Genomic DNA, 18,222 nt, shown 5'->3' with positions numbered 1-18,222 from the left:
CCGGCTATTCCGCCGCTGCTTCCTCTACCGCAGCAGATAGGGGACCATCAACTCCTGCATCCGACCTGGTAGAAACATCGTTCATCAATTCAACTGCAACTTTGACCAAGGGCAATGCTGCGGCGGCACCAGAGCCTTCACCAAGCGACATACTGAACTCTAAGATCGGGTCTAAAGCGAGGGCATCTAAAGCAATCGAGTGGGCTGGTTCGGTAGAGCGATGTCCTGCAATAAACCAACGCCTGGCACCTGGGGCTAGTTTGTTTGCTAACAAAGCTGCAGCTGTGACGGTGACGCCGTCGAGAAGCACAGGGGTGCGCCGCACAGCTGCTTGTGCAATGAAACCAGCCATGGCAGCTAAATCTGGCGAGGAGATTTTTCGGGCTATCTCAATGGGGTCTTGGCGAAGATCCCGAACGCGGAACATTGCGTCACGGATGGCTGACACTTTTGTCTTCCAGGTTTCGTCATCGATTCCAGATCCACGGCCGACAACAACGACTGGTTCCGCCAATGTGAATGTGCCCACGAGTGCGGCAGCGACAGTGGTGTTGCCGATGCCTAAATCGCCTGGGATTAAGATGTCGGCGCCGGCATCTACTTCTTGATCAGCAATGCGTTTGCCAATTTCTAGGGCCCGTTCAACTTGTTCCTGGGTCATGGCATCTTCTACGTCGATTGATCCAGAAGACCGCGAGACCCGTTCATCACCCCAAGCCTCATGATCTAAAGATGTATCTACCATGCGGACGGAAGCCCCAGCAGCACGTGCTAGAACGTTGATTGCTGCTCCGCCGTGGGAAATATTGTTCGCCAGCTGCACAGAGACGGTAGAAGGGTAAGCGGATACACCTTTGGCGGCAATACCGTGGTCACCTGCGAATACAACGATTTTGGAGTTGTTGAGTGGTCGAGGTGGGATGTGTCCTTGGCACGCTGCGATGAAACACCCAATTTCTTCCAACTTGCCCAAAGATCCAGGTGGCTTGGTGAGGGAGTCATGAAAATCCTTCGCCTGGGCCAGGACTTTATGATCTGGAAATTCCACTCGCGCAAAAAGCTCTGCTGGAACCATTAACAACTCCTTCAACCGACTGTTACTTTAAAACGATTTCAACTCTAGTGGCAGACGGAACCAGAGGAACGCAACCCTCGGGGAAAGGCGCGCATTTTGGGGGAGGGGAGCGTCGAAAAGCAATTAAAGCTTGCGCCCTAGGCGCGCTTTGCTTATCGACGAACCCCTTTTGTTTACTTCCCCTAAACGCGAGGCCAGACCGTTCCTGAAAAGAAAACGGGACCCGATCCGATAAATAACTCTGCATAAACAGATTTATCAGACCTGGACCCGTCAAGAACTAAAGCGTGGAGGGTTTACACGTCAGCGCCGATTTCTACACGCGCACGAGGGGTACGCCATTTGCGTGGCTGTACGGAACGCGAATAGGCGTAGTAGCCCAGACCAAAACCAGTCTCAGTGGTACCCGGGAACTTGGCGCGAGCAGCTTTGTTAACGCGGCGACCCGTTGTGATGCCCTCAACGAGGAAGCCCAGCATCAAAACCATAGCGACCATGGAAGAAGTCGCGGCGAACTGCGGATTGAAGTTACCGATCAACATCACCACAAGCAACGCAATGGCCACTGGCATAACGAAGTTGGACAAGAACCTGCGGGAATCTACCCAGTCGCGAGCAAAGCGACGCACCTCGCCCTTATCGCGATCCATCAAGTAGGCTTCCTCGCCGCGATCCATTGCAGCTTGAGTTTCACGCTGGCGCTTGATGCGGGCATCGCGTTCCTTTTGCTTGTATGCCTTGAATTCTTCCTTAGACATAGAAGCCTTGAGTTCTTTGCGTTTTTGGCGCTGCTGAGAATAAGTGTCGGAAGGAGCCAAAGACTGCCCGCCAACGACACCACGTTCTAGCTCAACCTCACGACGCTTTGGGGTGGGACGGCCCTTCGGTGCTGTGTATCCCTTTGGCAATTTCTGCGCAGCGGATTCGGCCTCAGCGGTTGTTGGTTCAGGGGTGGAGCTGGCGTCTTGGCCTGCAGCGTCAGCCCCTTCGGTATTCTTATTTTTATCCCAAGGAAGTTTCACACCCAATAGGCTACAAGGAAAACTACTGAAATCGGGAATAGGGGTGTGGTCTATGTGGTTGAAACGAAACAGAACGACCATCTGCAAGGTTTAAAAGTGAATGTTTTTGAACCAACCAGGTAAAACCAATAATTAAATACGGGTATTTCCGGGTTTACTGATCTAAGTACAGTGAGTAGGCTGGGAAACATCCAATGTGCTTTCCTTTCAGCTAATTCAGCTTTGCTTGCTGGGTGTGTGTAAAAAGGGGAGTACACTGCAAGCCACAAACGATGTTTAAGAAGTCTAGGTCAATTCAACTTTTCACAAGTGCAGGATTGGCCAAAAGTTAAGGAGACTAAAGCGATGACCGCTCCATCAACCAATACTGGCGTTATCTTGACCGAGTCCGCAGCGTCCAAGGCTAAGGCTCTCATTGACCAGGAAGGTCGCGATGACCTCTCACTGCGAATTGCTGTTCAGCCAGGTGGCTGCTCTGGTCTGCGCTACCAGCTTTACTTCGATGACCGCACCCTGGACGGCGACAAGGTAGATGTCGTCGGTGGCGTTCGCCTTGTTGTGGACAAGATGAGCACCCCATACCTGCTTGGCGCTCAGATTGACTTCGCTGACACCATTGAGCAGCAGGGCTTTACCATCGACAACCCAAATGCTGGCAGCTCCTGCGCATGTGGTGACTCCTTCAACTAAATCCACACAGTCATAATCTGGCTTAATCTGGACAAGGCTCATCCCGAGGAAAATGTCTTCGGGGTGGGCCTTTTGTGCATTGTGGGGTTAGTGCATTGTGGATTTTGGTTGCCGTCGTTTGTGGGCTGTTTAAGCGACTGGATTTCAAGAATGAGTAATTTGTATTACCTGGAGCCCAAAAGGTCGTTAGAAACGATTCTGTGAGGGTTCTTTTTTCACGCCACTGAGTTAGGTTTTAGCCAATTTATGATGCGACCAAACACACGTGCCAAGAATTCTGAAAAACACAAATTATTGGCACGAATGTTTGCTTTACCTCTTCCCAAACCAGACTGGTGTGACAAGGATTCCCGAAAACTCGAAATCTTGTCATGTATGTTTGGCCTTTAAAAGTCCGGTGCTCAAAAGGAGACCACACGATCGGTATAGAGTAAGCGCCTACCTCCTGAGTGGAGAAAGTATCCATTCTGCAAACCGACAAAGAATGCCAAAATCCCCCTGCATTCGACCGTATTCGATACGGGCATGCAAGGGGATTTTTCACAAGTGCGGTTAAAGCTCGACTGGGTAAGAGCGATCTTCAATCTGTGGATCAATGCGGTTTTCCACAAAAATGCCATGCCACACCATGAAGGACAGAACTGTCCACAGGCGACGGGAATGATCGGAAACACCATCGCGGTGTTCCTTCAGCATGTCCAGTACAGCCTGTTTGTTGAAGATCTCGTCGGTTCCAGACTCCTTGATGGTGTCTTGTGCCCAACCAAACAGTTCATCGCCTGCAAGCCAGTGGCGCATTGGGACGGGGAAACCGAGTTTTTTGCGGTGGAGGACATGGGGCGGGACGATCTGCTCAAGTGCCTTGCGCAGTGCGTACTTTGTGGTGCCGTTTGCGATTTTCAGATCATAAGGAATTGTCTCTGCAACCTTGAAAACTTCCTTGTCTAGGAAGGGAACGCGCAGCTCAAGGGAGTTTGCCATGTTGATTTTGTCGGCCTTGACTAAGATATCGCCACGCATCCAGGTAAATAGATCTAGGTGCTGCATGCGAGCAACTGGATCGAAGTTACGAGACTGAGCGTAAATTGGGGCTGTTACTTCGCGGTGGTCCCATTCGCGTTTCGCCCAAGGAATTACGCGTTGCATTTGCTCGAAGTTGAAGGAACGCGCATTGCCGTAATAGCGCTCTTCCATGGTCATGGAGCCACGTTCGAGGAGTGATTTGCCCTTCATTCCATCTGGAAGAACCTTGCTGAGGCGGCCTAGCCCTTTGCGTAGGGGAGTAGGGATTTTTTCAAACGGTGCAAGCGACAGTGGTTCCTTGTAGATGGTGTATCCACCGAAAAGCTCATCTGCGCCTTCACCAGACAACACTACCTTGACGTGTTTGCGGGCTTCTGCAGCAACAAAGTACAAGGGAACCAACGAGGGGTCTGCCACTGGATCATCCAGGTACCACATGATCTTTGGAATCGCATCGGCGTACTCCTCAGGAGATACGATCTTCACGATGTGCTCTGCACCAATCGCCTCTGCTGATTCTGCAGCCACATCGACCTCGGAGTAGCCTTCGCGCTCAAAGCCGGTGGTAAAGGTGAGCAGGTTAGGGTTGTGGCGCTTTGCAAGCGCAGCAATAGCGGTTGAGTCAATGCCGCCGGAAAGGAACGAGCCCACGGTCACGTCGGCGCGCATATGCTTTTCGACGCTATCCTCCAACACTTTGGCAATGCGATCGAAAAGGTCCTGTTCTTGACCTTTTACTACCTTCTGCACAGGGAACTGTGGCTTGAAGTAGCGCTTTTGTTCCAGCTTTCCTCCGGGGCGAACAGTTGCGGTGCAACCAGACTCAAGCCGTGAAATCTGAGCATGAAGGGTCTCTGGCTCAGGGACATACTGGAGGTCAACGTAGTGCTCAATAGTGCGTTTATCAAGCTTCAGGTCTAGATTCATCTCCGTAGCCATTTCTAAAATGGTCTTTTTCTCGGAGGAAAACACAGTTCCGTGCTCAGTGGTGGCATAGAACAAAGGCTTGATACCGAACTGGTCACGAGCTAAAAACAGTGACTTTTCCTTGGTATCCCAAATGGCAATACCGAACATGCCTCGCAAATGTTCAACGACAGATTCACCCCAGTGGTGGAATCCAACGACAATAGGTTCACCATCGCCAGAAGTGTTAAAGGTGTAGCCCAAATCAGCAAGCTCTTTGCGAAGCTCCACATAGTTGTAGATCTCACCGTTAAAGGTCATGGCGTAACGGTCTGGTTCATTAGCAGGACCCCAGCGAAGTGGCTGATGTGAATGGGCGATATCGATGATGGAGAGACGGTTGAAGCCAAAAGCAGCATCGGCATCGTGCCATGTGCCGGCGTCATCAGGGCCACGGTGGCGCATGCATGGCAAGGCCCGCTCGAGAGCAGGAACGAATGCTTCAGCGTTCCCGTTTGCAGTCAATATGCCAAGAAGGCCGCACATGAATGAAAAATCCTCCTGAAATAAAGGTGCCAAGCGAACGACAAGATCGTGGCACCGCATTTGTTGAATCCCTAGTAACGATACGGCGAAGTTACATCGGAGGTGAAAAGGGCACGCCAAAATTCTTTGAAGGAATCGAATCGGACACGCGTCCCCCGACTCTGGAAGAAACCGCAAAGAATTCTTAAAACATTATTGATTTCGCAATACATGCACCTTGCAGCCCCGTAGGGGGTAGGGGTGGGGGTTTTTCAAGGGCAATCAAAAGGTTGATGGTCTGTGACGTGGCATACATATAATGCCTACACTTTAGGTATTCCACCAGAGGGTTCGGACATATTGTTGCAGTTAAAAGACATTTGACGCCTCTTTAAATAAAATCCATGAAGATATTTCCACCAAACGCAAGATATGGAATCGGCTGGCAAATAGGCTATTCTGCGAAGATAGAAATGACCGTAAGGTCTCTGGTTTTTGTGTGGACAGGAAGGCAGAACACACGTGGAACAGCAAAATAAGCGTGGTTTAAAGCGCAAGGCCCTGCTTGGCGGTGTCTTGGGCTTAGGTGGCCTCGCCATGGCAGGCTGTGAAGTCGCCCCTCCTGGCGGTGTGCTTGGAGATTTCCTACGTATGGGTTGGCCTGATGGCATTACCCCTGAAGCAGTGGCCATGGGTAACTTCTGGTCATGGGTCTGGGTTGCTGCCTGGATCATCGGAATTATCATGTGGGGTCTTTTCCTCACTGCAATCTTCTCTTGGAACGCCAAGAAGGCTGAAAAGCGCGGCGAGGGAGAATTCCCTAAGCAGCTTCAGTACAACGTTCCGCTAGAACTCGTCCTGACGATCGTTCCGATCATCATCGTCATGGTGCTGTTCTTCTTCACCGTGCAGACCCAGGACAAGGTCACCGCGTTGGATAAGAGCCCAGAGGTCACTGTGGACGTCACCGCGTACCAGTGGAACTGGAAGTTCGGTTACTCCGAGATCGACAGTGCACTAGCACCGGGCGGTAGCGAGTACCAGGGAGTTGACGAGGAGCGTCAGGCAGCGGCCGAGGCTTCCAAGAAGGACCCTGCTGGAGATAACCCAATTCACGGTAACTCCAAGTCTGATATCTCTTACCTACACTTCAACCAGATTGAAACCCTAGGTACCACTGACGAGATCCCAGTCTTGGTTCTCCCTTCGAATACTCCAATCGAGTTCAACCTCGCATCTGCTGACGTTGCACACTCCTTCTGGGTTCCAGAGTTCCTCTTCAAGCGCGATGCTTATGCTCACCCTGAGGCGAACAAGTCTCAGCGAGTATTCCAGATCGAAGAGATCACCGAGGAAGGCGCATTCGTTGGTCGCTGTGCAGAAATGTGCGGTACCTACCACGCAATGATGAACTTCGAACTCCGCGTTGTTGACCGCGATTCCTTTGCTGAGTACATCAGCTTCCGCGACTCCAACCCAGAGGCAACCAACGCTCAAGCACTTGAGCACATTGGCGAAGCACCTTACGCTACTTCCACCAGCCCATTCGTTTCTCAGCGCGACGCAACCCGCGACGGCGAAAACACACAGAGCAACGTATAAGAAGGGGTGCAATAACAAATGAAGTCTTCAGCAAAACTGATGTACGGCCTGACCGTATTCATGGTCGGCATGGCCGTAATCTACATCTTCGCAACGATGCACGTTAACGATGCCGGTAGCGTGCAGGGTGTTGAATGGGTCGGCTCTGTTGCACTGGTGCTCTCAGCTGGTCTGACCTTGATGCTCGGAGTGTACCTACACTTCACTGAAGTGCGCGTAGACGTTCTTCCAGAGGATTGGGAAGAGGCAGAGGTAGCCGATAAGGCTGGAACCCTTGGTTTCTTCAGCCCAAGCTCCATTTGGCCAGCGGCTATGTCTGGTGCTGTAGGATTCCTCGCGTTCGGTTTGGTGTACTTCCACTACTGGATGATTGCAGTGGGACTCCTCCTACTGATTTTCACAGCCACCAAGCTTAACCTTCAGTACGGAGTGCCTAAGGAAAAGCACTAGTACTAAAAGTGGAAACGCTCAGGTTTGTCGGTTACTCGACATGCCTGAGCGTTTTGCTGTCTTCACAGCTTTCTTTATAGTTTGATCACCGTGACGAAACCCTAGTATCCAAATGGGTTTTCAGCTTTAGAAATTCAAAAACCCTGGAAATGGAAAAAGTTCCCATGGTGTAAAGAAAAGTTTCCAAAAATGAAAACGTGGGGGATTGTGGCGAGGTCAATCGCATTAAGCTGCAAAAACGCCTTTTGATCGGGTTCAACCGAAAGTTGTATGTGGGGTCTCGTAGGGGTATAAAACCCTGTGACGTGTCTCTCAAGCAAAGTCCTGCGAAAAAGGAAAAGAGTGTACTTCAATAAAGCGTTCAGGAGGCATCGGGATCGCGCTTGAGATATTGGAGCTCCCTGTGAACCCTTTAACCTGCAATTATGTAACGGTCGTAAATGGTCTACGAAAAGTTCCTGACAAGTCAAAAATAAAGTTCGCCAATGGGTGCGGAATTGCCACTAAAAGACGAGTTCAAACTTTCAATTGAAACGGGGGGCTTGAAGTGACTTTGGCCAACCAAACAGCCATACTAGATAACGTGACGAGCGCAGTTGGAAATACAGGTATGGCAGCACCACAACGTGTTGCGGCACTGAACCGTCCGAATATGGTCAGTGTCGGCACCATTGTGTTCCTGTCTCAGGAATTAATGTTCTTCGCCGGACTATTCGCGATGTACTTCGTGTCCCGTGCGAACGGATTGGCAAATGGATCTTGGGGAGAGCAGACAGACTACCTCAACGTGCCTTACGCACTGTTGATTACAGTCATTCTGGTCTCATCCTCAGTTACTTGCCAGTTCGGAGTCTTTGCGGCTGAAAGGGGTGACGTTTACGGCCTCCGCAAGTGGTTCTTGGTCACGATTATCCTCGGATCAATCTTCGTGATCGGCCAGGGCTACGAGTACATCACTCTCGTGCATCACGGACTAACAATCCAGAGCAGTGTTTACGGATCGGCATTCTTTATTACAACCGGTTTCCACGCACTGCACGTGATCGCGGGTGTTATCGGCTTCGTCGTGATTCTTCTTCGAATCCAGAAGTCGAAGTTCACCCCAGCACAGGCAACCGCAGCAATGGTGGTGTCCTACTACTGGCACTTCGTTGACGTGGTCTGGATCGGCCTCTTCATCACTATTTACTTCATTCAGTAGGCAGCAGGGAATCCTCAACCAAGTTGAGATTCCTGATGCCCTTCACTTCCACAGTCGAGATTCAAAGGGAAATGATGGAAACCAACCCGCAGACCCCAGAGGGAACAGGCATGGCTAAACCCTCTGCTAAGAAGGTCAAGAATCGCCGCAAGGTCCGGCGCACCGTTGCTGGTGCATTGGCTTTGACCATTGGACTGAGCGGAGCAGGAATCCTCGCAACCGCGATCACTCCAGATGCTCAAGTTGCTACCGCGCAGCGCGACGATCAGGCTCTTATCTCCGAGGGTAAAGACCTTTACGATGTCGCCTGCATCACCTGCCACGGCGTAAACCTCCAAGGTGTTCAGGACCGCGGTCCTTCCCTCGTTGGCGTTGGCGAAGGCGCTGTGTACTTCCAGGTACACTCCGGCCGTATGCCTATGCTGCGTAACGAGGCTCAGGCTGAACGCAAGGCACCTCGTTACACCGAGGCTCAGACCCTTGCAATTGCTGCATACGTTGCAGCCAACGGTGGTGGCCCAGGACTCGTGTACAACGAGGACGGCACCCTAGCTATGGAAGAACTCCGTGGCGAAAACTACGACGGACAGATTAACTCCGCCGACGTCGCTCGCGGCGGAGATCTGTTCCGCCTGAACTGTGCATCCTGCCACAACTTCACTGGCCGTGGCGGTGCGCTTTCATCCGGTAAGTACGCACCTAACCTGGACGCTGCAAATGAGCAGGAAATCTACCAGGCTATGCTAACCGGTCCTCAGAACATGCCTAAGTTCTCTGATCGTCAGCTTTCTGCAGACGAGAAGAAGGACATCATCGCATTCATTAAGTCCACCAAGGAGACCCCATCACCTGGTGGTTACTCCCTCGGAAGCTTGGGCCCTGTAGCTGAGGGTCTGTTCATGTGGGTATTCGGCATTTTGGTCCTCGTGGCCGCCGCTATGTGGATTGGATCGCGTTCATGAGTAACAACAACGAAAAGCAATACACCACCCAAGAACTCAACGCGATGAGCAATGAGGATCTTGCACGTCTTGGTACTGAATTGGATGACGTTACCATTGCATACCGCAAGGAACGTTTCCCAATTCCTAACGACCCAGCTGAGAAGCGCGCAGCACGCCTGGTCGCTTTCTGGCTAACGCTCGGCATCATTGGTGGCCTTGGATTCTTGGCTACCTACATCTTCTGGCCTTGGGAGTACAAGGCACACGGTGACGAAGGTCTTCTGGCCTACACCCTGTACACCCCAATGCTGGGTATTACTTCTGGTCTGTGCATCCTGTCCCTAGGTTTCGCAGTTGTTCTTTATGTTAAAAAGTTCATTCCAGAAGAGATCGCGGTTCAGCGTCGTCACGATGGTCCTTCTGAAGAAGTTGACCGCCGCACGATCGTTGCGTTGCTCAACGATTCCTGGCAGACCTCGACCCTTGGTCGTCGTAAGCTGATCATGGGACTTGCTGGCGGTGGAGCAGTGCTTGCTGGCCTGACCATCATCGCCCCAATGGGTGGCATGATCAAGAATCCTTGGAAGCCAAAAGAAGGCCCAATGGATGTTCAAGGTGACGGCACCCTGTGGACCTCTGGTTGGACCCTGACTGAAAACAACGTCAAGGTTTACCTTGGACGCGACACCGCAGCTATTGCTGAGTCTCACACCGATGCAACTGGTGAGCACTGGTCCACCACCGGCGTTTCACGCCTGGTTCGTATGCGCCCAGAAGACTTGGCTGCTGCTTCCATGGAAACCGTTTTCCCACTTCCAGCTGAAATGGTTAACGACGGTGCTGAGTACGATCCTGCAAAGGATGTTTACGAGCACCAGATGCACTCCGTTCACGGTCCACGTAACGCAGTTATGTTGATCCGCCTGCGCACCTCTGACGCTGAGAAGGTCATCGAACGCGAAGGCCAGGAGTCCTTCCACTACGGTGACTACTACGCATACTCCAAGATTTGTACGCACATCGGTTGCCCAACCTCCTTGTACGAGGCTCAGACAAACCGTATTCTGTGCCCATGTCACCAGTCGCAGTTCGACGCATTGCACTACGGCAAGCCAGTCTTCGGACCAGCTGCACGTGCTTTGCCACAGCTGCCGATCACAGTTGATGAAGAGGGTTACCTCATCGCCGCTGGTAACTTCATTGAGCCAGTTGGCCCTGCATTCTGGGAGCGTAAGTCATGAGTCTAGCTACCGTGGGAAACAATCTTGATTCCCGTTACACCATGGCGTCGGGTATCCGCCGCCAGATCAACAAGGTCTTCCCGACCCACTGGTCCTTCATGCTTGGCGAGATTGCTCTTTACAGCTTTATCGTCCTGCTTCTTACCGGTGTCTACCTGACCCTGTTCTTTGACCCTTCAATCACGAAGGTCATTTACGACGGCGGCTACCTCCCACTTAATGGTGTGGAGATGTCTCGTGCGTATGCAACTGCGTTGGATATTTCCTTCGAAGTTCGTGGTGGTCTATTCATCCGCCAGATGCACCACTGGGCTGCATTGCTGTTCGTCGTGTCCATGCTGGTTCACATGCTCCGTATCTTCTTCACCGGTGCGTTCCGTCGCCCACGTGAAGCTAACTGGATCATCGGTGTTGTGCTGATCATCTTGGGTATGGCTGAAGGCTTCATGGGTTACTCCCTGCCTGACGACCTGCTCTCTGGTGTCGGTCTTCGAATCATGTCCGCGATTATCGTTGGTCTGCCGATCATCGGTACCTGGATGCACTGGCTGATCTTCGGTGGAGACTTCCCATCTGATTTGATGCTGGACCGTTTCTACATTGCACACGTGTTGATCATCCCGGCAATTTTGCTCGGCCTGATCGCAGCTCACCTCGCTCTCGTTTGGTACCAGAAGCACACCCAATTCCCAGGCGCTGGTCGTACTGAGAACAACGTCATTGGTATCCGAATCATGCCGCTGTTCGCAGTTAAGGCTGTTGCTTTCGGTCTGATCGTCTTCGGATTCCTCGCACTGCTTGCTGGCGTTACCACCATTAACGCAATTTGGAACCTTGGCCCATACAACCCTTCACAGGTGTCTGCTGGTTCTCAGCCTGACGTCTACATGCTGTGGACAGATGGTGCTGCTCGTGTCATGCCTGCATGGGAGCTCTACCTGGGCAACTACACCATTCCAGCAGTGTTCTGGGTTGCTGTAATGCTGGGTATCTTGGTTGTCCTGCTTGTCACCTACCCATTTATTGAGCGTAAGTTCACCGGTGACGATGCACACCACAACCTGCTGCAGCGTCCACGTGACGTTCCAGTTCGCACCTCACTCGGTGTTATGGCTCTGGTCTTCTACATCCTGTTGACCGTTTCCGGTGGTAACGATGTTTACGCAATGCAGTTCCATGTGTCACTGAATGCTATGACCTGGATTGGTCGTATCGGCCTAATCCTTGGACCAGCTATTGCATACTTCATCACCTACCGCCTGTGCATTGGCCTGCAGCGCTCTGACCGCGAAGTCCTTGAACACGGTATTGAAACCGGTGTTATCAAGCAGATGCCAAATGGTGCATTCATTGAAGTTCACCAGCCGCTTGGCCCTGTAGATGATCATGGACACCCAATTCCATTGCCATACGCTGGCGCCGCTGTTCCTAAGCAGATGAACCAGCTTGGTTACTCCGCAGTGGAAACCCGTGGTGGATTCTTCGGCCCAGACCCAGAAGATATTGTGGCTAAGGCGAAGGAAATCGAGCACGCTAACCACCTTGAGGAAGCAGAGACTCTCCGCGCACTCAACGAGGCAAACATCGAGCGTGACAGGAATGAAGGCAAGAACTAGTTTCTAGCATTCCTTACAAAAACTCCCTGTTGCTAAAACCTTTGGTTTTAGCAACAGGGAGTTTTTCTATGCCAATTCCTTGTCGGAATTTGGTTCCCTATGAGATCTAACGTAGTCATTTGAAATCTCAGCCAACATCCAATTAGAAGCACTAATAGGTCTATCTAGTGCCTGGCGGATGCCGTGGAGGCGCAGGGGGGAGCATACTTATTCATCGGGGCTCGAAGCGGCTTTCAGGAGTCCTTGTGGCGTTGCTAGTTGATGACAACACACTGGAAGGTGGGTCCCTTTAAATACGAGCATCCTAGCCTCGTTGCTCAAACGGTGACTCCAACTTGTGCACGGTTTCAAAAATGGCAGGGTTTGTTCTCTGAGTTTTGTTGTCATATGTTCAAATCCCAGAGCATAAGACGCCACTTGTGAATAATGTCACATAGTGGGATTGTCGCGTTTGGGCGGTCGGTTTTTTGCTGCGAGAGAAATCGTTTGATTCGCTGTGAGCTTGCTGAAACGCAAGCGTATTGGCACTTTTTAGGGCTTTAATGGTTTACCCTTAGGGGTAGGGGCATGAGTTCGCTTTTTTGATCTCGGTCAAATCAACCGTCGATAACAGTTTAATAACGCTCGATTGTTGTAGGCGGGCTAGACAAGGCTTGTTGCAATTTCGTAACCTAGTTGAGACCTTGCGGGACGGATTGAAAACATCATCCCGCATTACAGAAACAAATAGACGCTTAATCGCAAGCATAGTTTAGATCCATCCATCTGAACAATGTAGCGAGCCGGGGAACCAAATGTGTTCCTGGGGTGAGTTTCCCACGAGGGTTCTTTTGAAAAAGAGAAGGAGTGGGGATAGGAGCCTTCCGCTCCGAACCCGACAGCTAACTCGGTCAGCAAACAGGAAGATTTGGAGTTTCATCAGTGGGTAAGCACCGTCGCAACAATTCAAACGCAACTCGTAATGCAGTAGCAGCATCAGCAGTTGCGCTTGGAGCTACCGCAGCTATTGCCACCCCAGCACAGGCTGCTGAAGTTGTTGTTCCTAATACTGGATTCAGCATCGACGTCGCTGGCATCGAGACCACCCCAGGTCTGAACAACATCCCAGGAATCGATCAGTGGATTCCTTCCCTCAGCAGCCAGGCCGCACCAACTGCTTACGCCGCCGTTATTGATGCTCCTGCAGCAGAAGCTCAGGCAGCCCCTGCAAGCGCGGGTCAGGCAATTGTAGATGCAGCTCGTACCAAGATTGGTGCACCATACGGTTGGGGTGCTGCTGGCCCTAACGCTTTCGACTGCTCCGGCCTGACCTCCTGGGCATACAGCCAGGTTGGAAAGTCCATCCCACGTACCTCTCAGGCACAAGCTGCACAGGGTACCCCAGTTGCTTACTCTGACCTTCAGGCTGGCGATATCGTTGCGTTTTACTCTGGCGCGACCCACGTGGGAATCTACTCTGGCCATGGAACTGTGATCCACGCCCTCAACAGCAGCACTCCGCTGTCTGAGCATTCCTTGGATTACATGCCATTCCACTCTGCAGTTCGTTTCTAAGCTGCAAAGAGTTCAGATATCAAGCAAGCCACTCTCACCTAAGAAGTAGAGAGTGGCTTGCTTTCTTTCTTCCTGGGTAACGCACTTGTTATCGGGCTACAGTAGTGAAGTTGTTTGAGTGAGGTTGATAGGGGATTTGGAAGATGTTTGGTCGCCGTTGGGGCAGCATCATGGCATCAAGCCTGCTGGTTGGATCCTTGTTGGTTTTTCCACATTCTGCTGGCGCTGAGGAAGTTGATCAGCTGATCAAAGATATTGACCTTGTTTCCCAGGAAACCTCTGCGCAGAATGAAGCGGTTAAGCAGCTTGAGATTGATATTGAAGCTCGGGAAGCAACAATTGCGGAGGTTCAGGAACGCGCTGGAGAGTTCCGTGCTGCTGCTGAGACCGCTTCGCAGAATGTAGAAGCATATCGGTCTGAGATCAACCGCATTGCACAAGCTAAATATCGTGGCACCGTAACAGATCCTCTAAGTATTGCGGTATCGGCGGAAGATCCGCAAAATGTCATTGATCGAATGAGCTATCTTTCAACATTGACTAAGTCCACCAGTGATGTGGTGGAATCCCTTAATGCAGAAACCAAGAAGTCTGCTGATGCGGTGTATCAAGCTAACCGCACCAAGGCGGAGGCAGAATTTCAATTGGGTCAGCTAAAAGTTCGGCAGGCTGAACTGGAAGCTGAAAGGGAGCAATTAGACGCCCGCAAAACGGAAATTCGGGATCGTGTCGATGCCTTGACGGCGGAGGAGCGGGAGCTGTGGACAGCCAAGAATGGTCCCTTGGAGGTTGATCTCACGGAGCTTTTGGGCATTTCTTCTAAGACTTCAGGGGCCGTGGAAGCTGCTCTGTCTAAGTTGGGTAGCCCCTATGGCTGGGGCGCTATCGGACCCAATGAGTTTGATTGCTCGGGCTTAATTTATTGGGCTTATCAGCAGATGGGTAAGACTTTGCCACGCACGTCGCAAGCTCAGATGGCAGGTGGAACTCCAGTTAGTCGTGATGAGCTACAGCCGGGTGATGTCATTGGTTATTACCCGGGAGCAACCCACGTGGGGTTGTATATCGGCGACGGTAAGATAGTTCATGCTTCAGACTACGGAATTCCCGTTCAGGTGGTATCTGTTGATTCAGCACCTTTTTATGGAGCCCGCCGGTACTAAAACACGCTTGTCAGGAGAATTTTTGTGTCAGCACCCCGAAGAACTCTCGTTGTGACCAATGATTTTCCGCCCCGCGTAGGGGGTATTCAAAGTTACCTCCGGGATTTTATCGCTACGCAAGATCCAGCTTCGATGGTTGTTTTTGCTTCTACTCAAAATGCTGAAGAAGCCCATGCTTATGATGCAACCTTGGACTATGAGGTACTGAGGTGGCCTAGGTCGGTCATGCTCCCCACACCAACTACTGCTTATGCAATGGCAGAGATTATTCGGGAACGAGACATCGATAATGTGTGGTTCGGTGCTGCTGCTCCGTTGGCACTGATGACAGCTAAGGCTAGACAAGCTGGCGCAAGTAAGATTATTGCTTCCACGCATGGTCATGAGGTTGGCTGGTCGATGCTTCCTGGGGCGAGGCAATCTTTGCGCAAAATTGGTGCAGAAGTAGATGTAATAACTTATATTTCTGATTACACGTTGCGCCGTTTCCGCAGTGCTTTTGGAGCTCATCCATCCTTTGAGCATTTGCCGTCCGGGGTAGATATTGACACTTTTACCCCGGCATCCGTAGAACTGCGCGCCGCCCACAGAAAAAAGCTGGGTTTAGCCGATACGACCCCGGTGATTGTGTGCATCTCTAGGCTCGTGCCGAGGAAAGGCCAAGATGCCTTGATCAAGGCGATGCCCAAGGTTATAAGTGTTCGCCCAGATGCCCAGTTGCTTATCGTTGGAAGTGGCCGATATGAACCGACTTTGAAGCGGCTCGCTGATGATGTGACTGACAATGTTCAATTCTTGGGGCGTCTTGATTATCAGGACATGATCGATACTTTAGCTGCGGCTGATATTTTCGCGATGCCCGCTCGCACCCGTGGAGGCGGACTTGATGTGGAAGGCTTGGGCATCGTTTACCTCGAGGCCCAAGCAAGTGGGGTGCCGGTGATCGCCGGCGCCTCTGGCGGCGCGCCTGAGACCGTGACTCCGGAAACTGGGGTGGTTGTGGAGGGGTCGGACGTCGAAAAGCTCTCTGAAATCCTAATTGAGCTTCTCGACGACCCTATCCGCCGCGCCGCGATGGGCGCTGCTGGTCGCGCGCATGTGGAGGCGAAATGGTCGTGGGAGATCATGGGGGAGCGGTTGACTAAGATCTTGCAGAGTGAGACACGATGATGGTTGGCAGGGGGTTCCTCGCTATACTTTGAAAGATTAATTTCACCTAAATCCTGTGTAGAACGCGAGGGGCACTCTTATGCCACAAAAACCGGCCAGTTTTGCGGTGGGCTTTGACATCGGCGGCACCAACATGCGCGCAGGGCTTGTCGACGAATCCGGGCGCATCGTTGCCAGCTTGTCGGCACCGTCGCCGCGCACGACGCAGGCGATGGAACAGGGAATTTTTGACCTGGTTGAGCAACTTAAAGCCACGCACCCAGTTGATGCCGTTGGTCTTGCAGTTGCAGGGTTTTTAGATCCAGACTGTGAAGTTATTAGGTTTGCTCCGCACCTTCCGTGGCGTGATGAACCAGTGCGGTCACAACTTGAGGAATTGCTAGGTCTTCCTGTCCGCTTAGAACATGACGCCAACTCTGCTGCATGGGGTGAGCACCGCTTTGGTGCAGCTCAGGGTGCAGATAACTGGGTGTTGTTGGCGCTTGGAACTGGAATTGGTGCAGCCTTAATCGAAAAAGGTGAAATCTACCGTGGTGCATTTGGCACTGCACCGGAGTTTGGGCATTTGCGTGTTGTGCGCGGCGGACGTGCGTGTTCATGCGGTAAAGAAGGCTGCTTGGAGCGTTATTGTTCTGGCACCGCGCTGGTTTATACGGCTCGTGAGTTGGCGTCGCATGGTTCATATACCAACAGTGAACTTTTTGACCAGATCAAAACTGATCCTCAAGCAATCACGGGCAAGATGATTACCGCTGCCGCTAAAAAGGAAGATCCTTTAGGCATCGCTGTGCTCGAGGACTTTAGTGAATGGTTGGGGGAAACCCTAGCGATAATCGCCGATGTGCTCGATCCAGGCATGATCTTGATCGGCGGTGGCCTGTCAAAGGACTCGAGTTTATACCTCGACCAGGCAGTTAATCATTATTCCTCCAGAATAGTTGGTGCCGGATACCGGCCGTTGGCACATGTTGCCACAGCGCAACTAGGCGGAGATGCTGGCATGATTGGCGTGGCAGACTTGGCTAGGCGTGCAGTTCTAGAAACAACATAACTTTGATCAAACTTTGATCAAAAGTACTACCCCTTTTTTGAAATTTCTGGGTGCTTCATCGCAAAATACAAGGCCTAGGTAACGTATTCTTAGAAGTTCCTACAGCAAAGCGCGAAGAAGGGGTAAACCCAAACATCATGGACAACAACTGGTATCGGTTTTTCAAGTATGTGCTGATTGGCCCATTTTTGCGTGTGTATAACCGCCCAGAAATTGAAGGCAAAGAAAATATCCCAGATCAGGGCGCCGCGATCATGGCATCCAACCATCAAGCAGTAATGGATTCATTTTATTTTCCACTACTGTGTCCACGGCAGCTGACATTTCCGGCGAAGTCTGAGTACTTCACATCCCCTGGTGTTAAAGGCAAATTACAGAAGTGGTTTTTTACCTCAGTAGGGCAGGTTCCGCTGGACCGTACCGCTGATAATGCCAGGGATTCGCTGATGAATACGGCCAAGGCAGTTTTAGATAGGGGAGATCTCTTTGGTATTTACCCTGAAGGATCGCGCTCACCAGATGGCCGGATTTACAAAGGCAAAACTGGAATGGCATTTGTCGCAATGGAAACTGGAAAACCAATTGTGCCCATCGCCATGATTGGTAGTAGGGATGCAAACCCTATTGGAAGTTGGGTGCCACGCCCAGCAAAAGTAAAAATCAAAGTGGGCCACGCCATTGATCCTTTAGCGTTTGTGAAAGAACATGGCCTTGAAGCAGGCTCCCTTGAGGCAGCACGCAAACTGACTGATCATGTGATGTTTATCCTGGCAGACCTCACCGGTCAGCCTTATGTTGATGCGTATTCAAAGGATGTAAAAGATTCTTTGGAAGCTGGAAAAGGATATCCAGAGGGAACAGCACCCTCACAGTAAGACCGCAATTCCTGCTAAAGACCTTGGAAACACCGTGAGAGTTTTTCGCAAATAGGCAACAGATCGGTATTGTGGAAGCGGTTAGACTTCAAGATTTAACTAAACGTTAATCTT

At 51.4% G+C, this 18,222-nt stretch carries 15 protein-coding genes and 1 riboswitch; of the genes, 12 read left to right on the top strand and 3 right to left on the bottom strand.

Annotation, left to right across the window (positions count from 1 at the left end; all coding sequences use genetic code 11):
• Window positions 1-4: 4 nt before the first annotated feature.
• Entirely contained in the window at window positions 5-1,075 is a 1,071-nt protein-coding gene (gene cobT / locus N24_RS11435; protein ID WP_096457120.1) for a nicotinate-nucleotide--dimethylbenzimidazole phosphoribosyltransferase, read from the bottom strand.
• 296 nt (window positions 1,076-1,371) lie between these two features.
• Complete coding sequence (locus N24_RS11430; RefSeq protein WP_197702399.1) at window positions 1,372-2,097, bottom strand: DUF3043 domain-containing protein; 726 nt, start codon at window positions 2,095-2,097, stop codon at window positions 1,372-1,374.
• A 345-nt stretch (window positions 2,098-2,442) separates the two neighbouring features.
• Between N24_RS11430 and N24_RS11425 the strand changes: the two genes are divergently transcribed.
• Window positions 2,443-2,787, top strand: a complete 345-nt coding sequence (locus N24_RS11425) for a HesB/IscA family protein (RefSeq protein WP_096457115.1) — start codon at window positions 2,443-2,445, stop codon at window positions 2,785-2,787.
• 552 nt (window positions 2,788-3,339) lie between these two features.
• Here the strand turns inward: N24_RS11425 and asnB are convergent.
• Window positions 3,340-5,262, bottom strand: coding sequence for an asparagine synthase (glutamine-hydrolyzing) (asnB, locus tag N24_RS11420; protein ID WP_096457112.1), 1,923 nt, complete (start codon window positions 5,260-5,262; stop codon window positions 3,340-3,342).
• Window positions 5,263-5,763: 501 nt separating this feature from the next.
• On the opposite strand from asnB, the gene ctaC reads away from it, so the two are divergent.
• The 11 genes from ctaC to N24_RS11355 all read left to right on the top strand — a co-directional run bounded on the left by ctaC (window position 5,764) and on the right by N24_RS11355 (window position 18,108).
• Entirely contained in the window at window positions 5,764-6,843 is a 1,080-nt protein-coding gene (ctaC, locus tag N24_RS11410; protein ID WP_096457106.1) for an aa3-type cytochrome oxidase subunit II, read from the top strand.
• An 18-nt stretch (window positions 6,844-6,861) separates the two neighbouring features.
• On the top strand, window positions 6,862-7,293 hold the full coding sequence (ctaF, locus tag N24_RS11405; RefSeq protein WP_096457102.1) for an aa3-type cytochrome oxidase subunit IV: 432 nt from the start codon (window positions 6,862-6,864) through the stop codon (window positions 7,291-7,293).
• A gap of 583 nt (window positions 7,294-7,876) precedes the next feature.
• Entirely contained in the window at window positions 7,877-8,494 is a 618-nt protein-coding gene (gene ctaE / locus N24_RS11395; RefSeq protein ID WP_096460122.1) for an aa3-type cytochrome oxidase subunit III, read from the top strand.
• Window positions 8,495-8,565: 71 nt separating this feature from the next.
• A complete protein-coding gene (gene qcrC / locus N24_RS11390; protein ID WP_197702398.1) occupies window positions 8,566-9,456 on the top strand; it encodes a cytochrome bc1 complex diheme cytochrome c subunit in 891 nt (296 codons plus the stop codon).
• Window positions 9,453-10,679, top strand: a complete 1,227-nt coding sequence (qcrA, locus tag N24_RS11385; RefSeq protein ID WP_096457093.1) for a cytochrome bc1 complex Rieske iron-sulfur subunit — start codon at window positions 9,453-9,455, stop codon at window positions 10,677-10,679. The genes qcrC and qcrA overlap by 4 nt, the downstream gene beginning before the upstream one ends.
• Window positions 10,676-12,295 carry a cytochrome bc1 complex cytochrome b subunit gene (gene qcrB, locus N24_RS11380; protein WP_096457090.1) on the top strand — a complete coding sequence of 540 codons (1,620 nt, stop codon included), beginning with the start codon at window positions 10,676-10,678 and terminating at the stop codon, window positions 12,293-12,295. The genes qcrA and qcrB overlap by 4 nt, the downstream gene beginning before the upstream one ends.
• 755 nt (window positions 12,296-13,050) lie before the next feature.
• A riboswitch (cyclic di-AMP (ydaO/yuaA leader) is annotated at window positions 13,051-13,205 on the top strand.
• Between the two features lie 11 nt (window positions 13,206-13,216).
• Window positions 13,217-13,849, top strand: a complete 633-nt coding sequence (locus N24_RS11375) for a C40 family peptidase (RefSeq protein WP_096457088.1) — start codon at window positions 13,217-13,219, stop codon at window positions 13,847-13,849.
• A 143-nt stretch (window positions 13,850-13,992) separates the two neighbouring features.
• Entirely contained in the window at window positions 13,993-15,012 is a 1,020-nt protein-coding gene (locus N24_RS11370) for a C40 family peptidase (RefSeq protein ID WP_096457085.1), read from the top strand.
• 24 nt (window positions 15,013-15,036) lie between these two features.
• Window positions 15,037-16,182 (top strand): GDP-mannose-dependent monoacylated alpha-(1-6)-phosphatidylinositol monomannoside mannosyltransferase, encoded by a 1,146-nt coding sequence (gene pimB, locus N24_RS11365; protein ID WP_096457082.1) that lies wholly within the window; start codon window positions 15,037-15,039, stop codon window positions 16,180-16,182.
• Between the two features lie 79 nt (window positions 16,183-16,261).
• Window positions 16,262-17,233 (top strand): ROK family glucokinase, encoded by a 972-nt coding sequence (locus tag N24_RS11360; RefSeq protein ID WP_096457079.1) that lies wholly within the window; start codon window positions 16,262-16,264, stop codon window positions 17,231-17,233.
• 137 nt (window positions 17,234-17,370) lie between these two features.
• Window positions 17,371-18,108, top strand: a complete 738-nt coding sequence (locus tag N24_RS11355; protein ID WP_096457076.1) for a lysophospholipid acyltransferase family protein — start codon at window positions 17,371-17,373, stop codon at window positions 18,106-18,108.
• Window positions 18,109-18,222: the final 114 nt, after the last annotated feature.

The organism is Corynebacterium suranareeae, from assembly GCF_002355155.1.
Lineage (GTDB): Bacteria > Actinomycetota > Actinomycetes > Mycobacteriales > Mycobacteriaceae > Corynebacterium > Corynebacterium suranareeae.
The sequence above is the reverse complement of the archived record's forward strand: the minus strand, read 5'-3'. Positions and strand labels throughout refer to the sequence as shown.

Coding starts and splice junctions, on each gene's coding strand:
- asnB (WP_096457112.1), bottom strand. CDS start 5,262: ATGTGCGGCCTTCTTGGCATATTGACTGCAAACGGGAACGCTGAAGCA.
- N24_RS11370 (WP_096457085.1), top strand. CDS start 13,993: ATGTTTGGTCGCCGTTGGGGCAGCATCATGGCATCAAGCCTGCTGGTT.
- N24_RS11360 (WP_096457079.1), top strand. CDS start 16,262: ATGCCACAAAAACCGGCCAGTTTTGCGGTGGGCTTTGACATCGGCGGC.
- cobT (WP_096457120.1), bottom strand. CDS start 1,075: ATGGTTCCAGCAGAGCTTTTTGCGCGAGTGGAATTTCCAGATCATAAA.
- N24_RS11355 (WP_096457076.1), top strand. CDS start 17,371: ATGGACAACAACTGGTATCGGTTTTTCAAGTATGTGCTGATTGGCCCA.
- N24_RS11425 (WP_096457115.1), top strand. CDS start 2,443: ATGACCGCTCCATCAACCAATACTGGCGTTATCTTGACCGAGTCCGCA.
- qcrC (WP_197702398.1), top strand. CDS start 8,566: ATGATGGAAACCAACCCGCAGACCCCAGAGGGAACAGGCATGGCTAAA.
- qcrA (WP_096457093.1), top strand. CDS start 9,453: ATGAGTAACAACAACGAAAAGCAATACACCACCCAAGAACTCAACGCG.
- qcrB (WP_096457090.1), top strand. CDS start 10,676: ATGAGTCTAGCTACCGTGGGAAACAATCTTGATTCCCGTTACACCATG.
- ctaF (WP_096457102.1), top strand. CDS start 6,862: ATGAAGTCTTCAGCAAAACTGATGTACGGCCTGACCGTATTCATGGTC.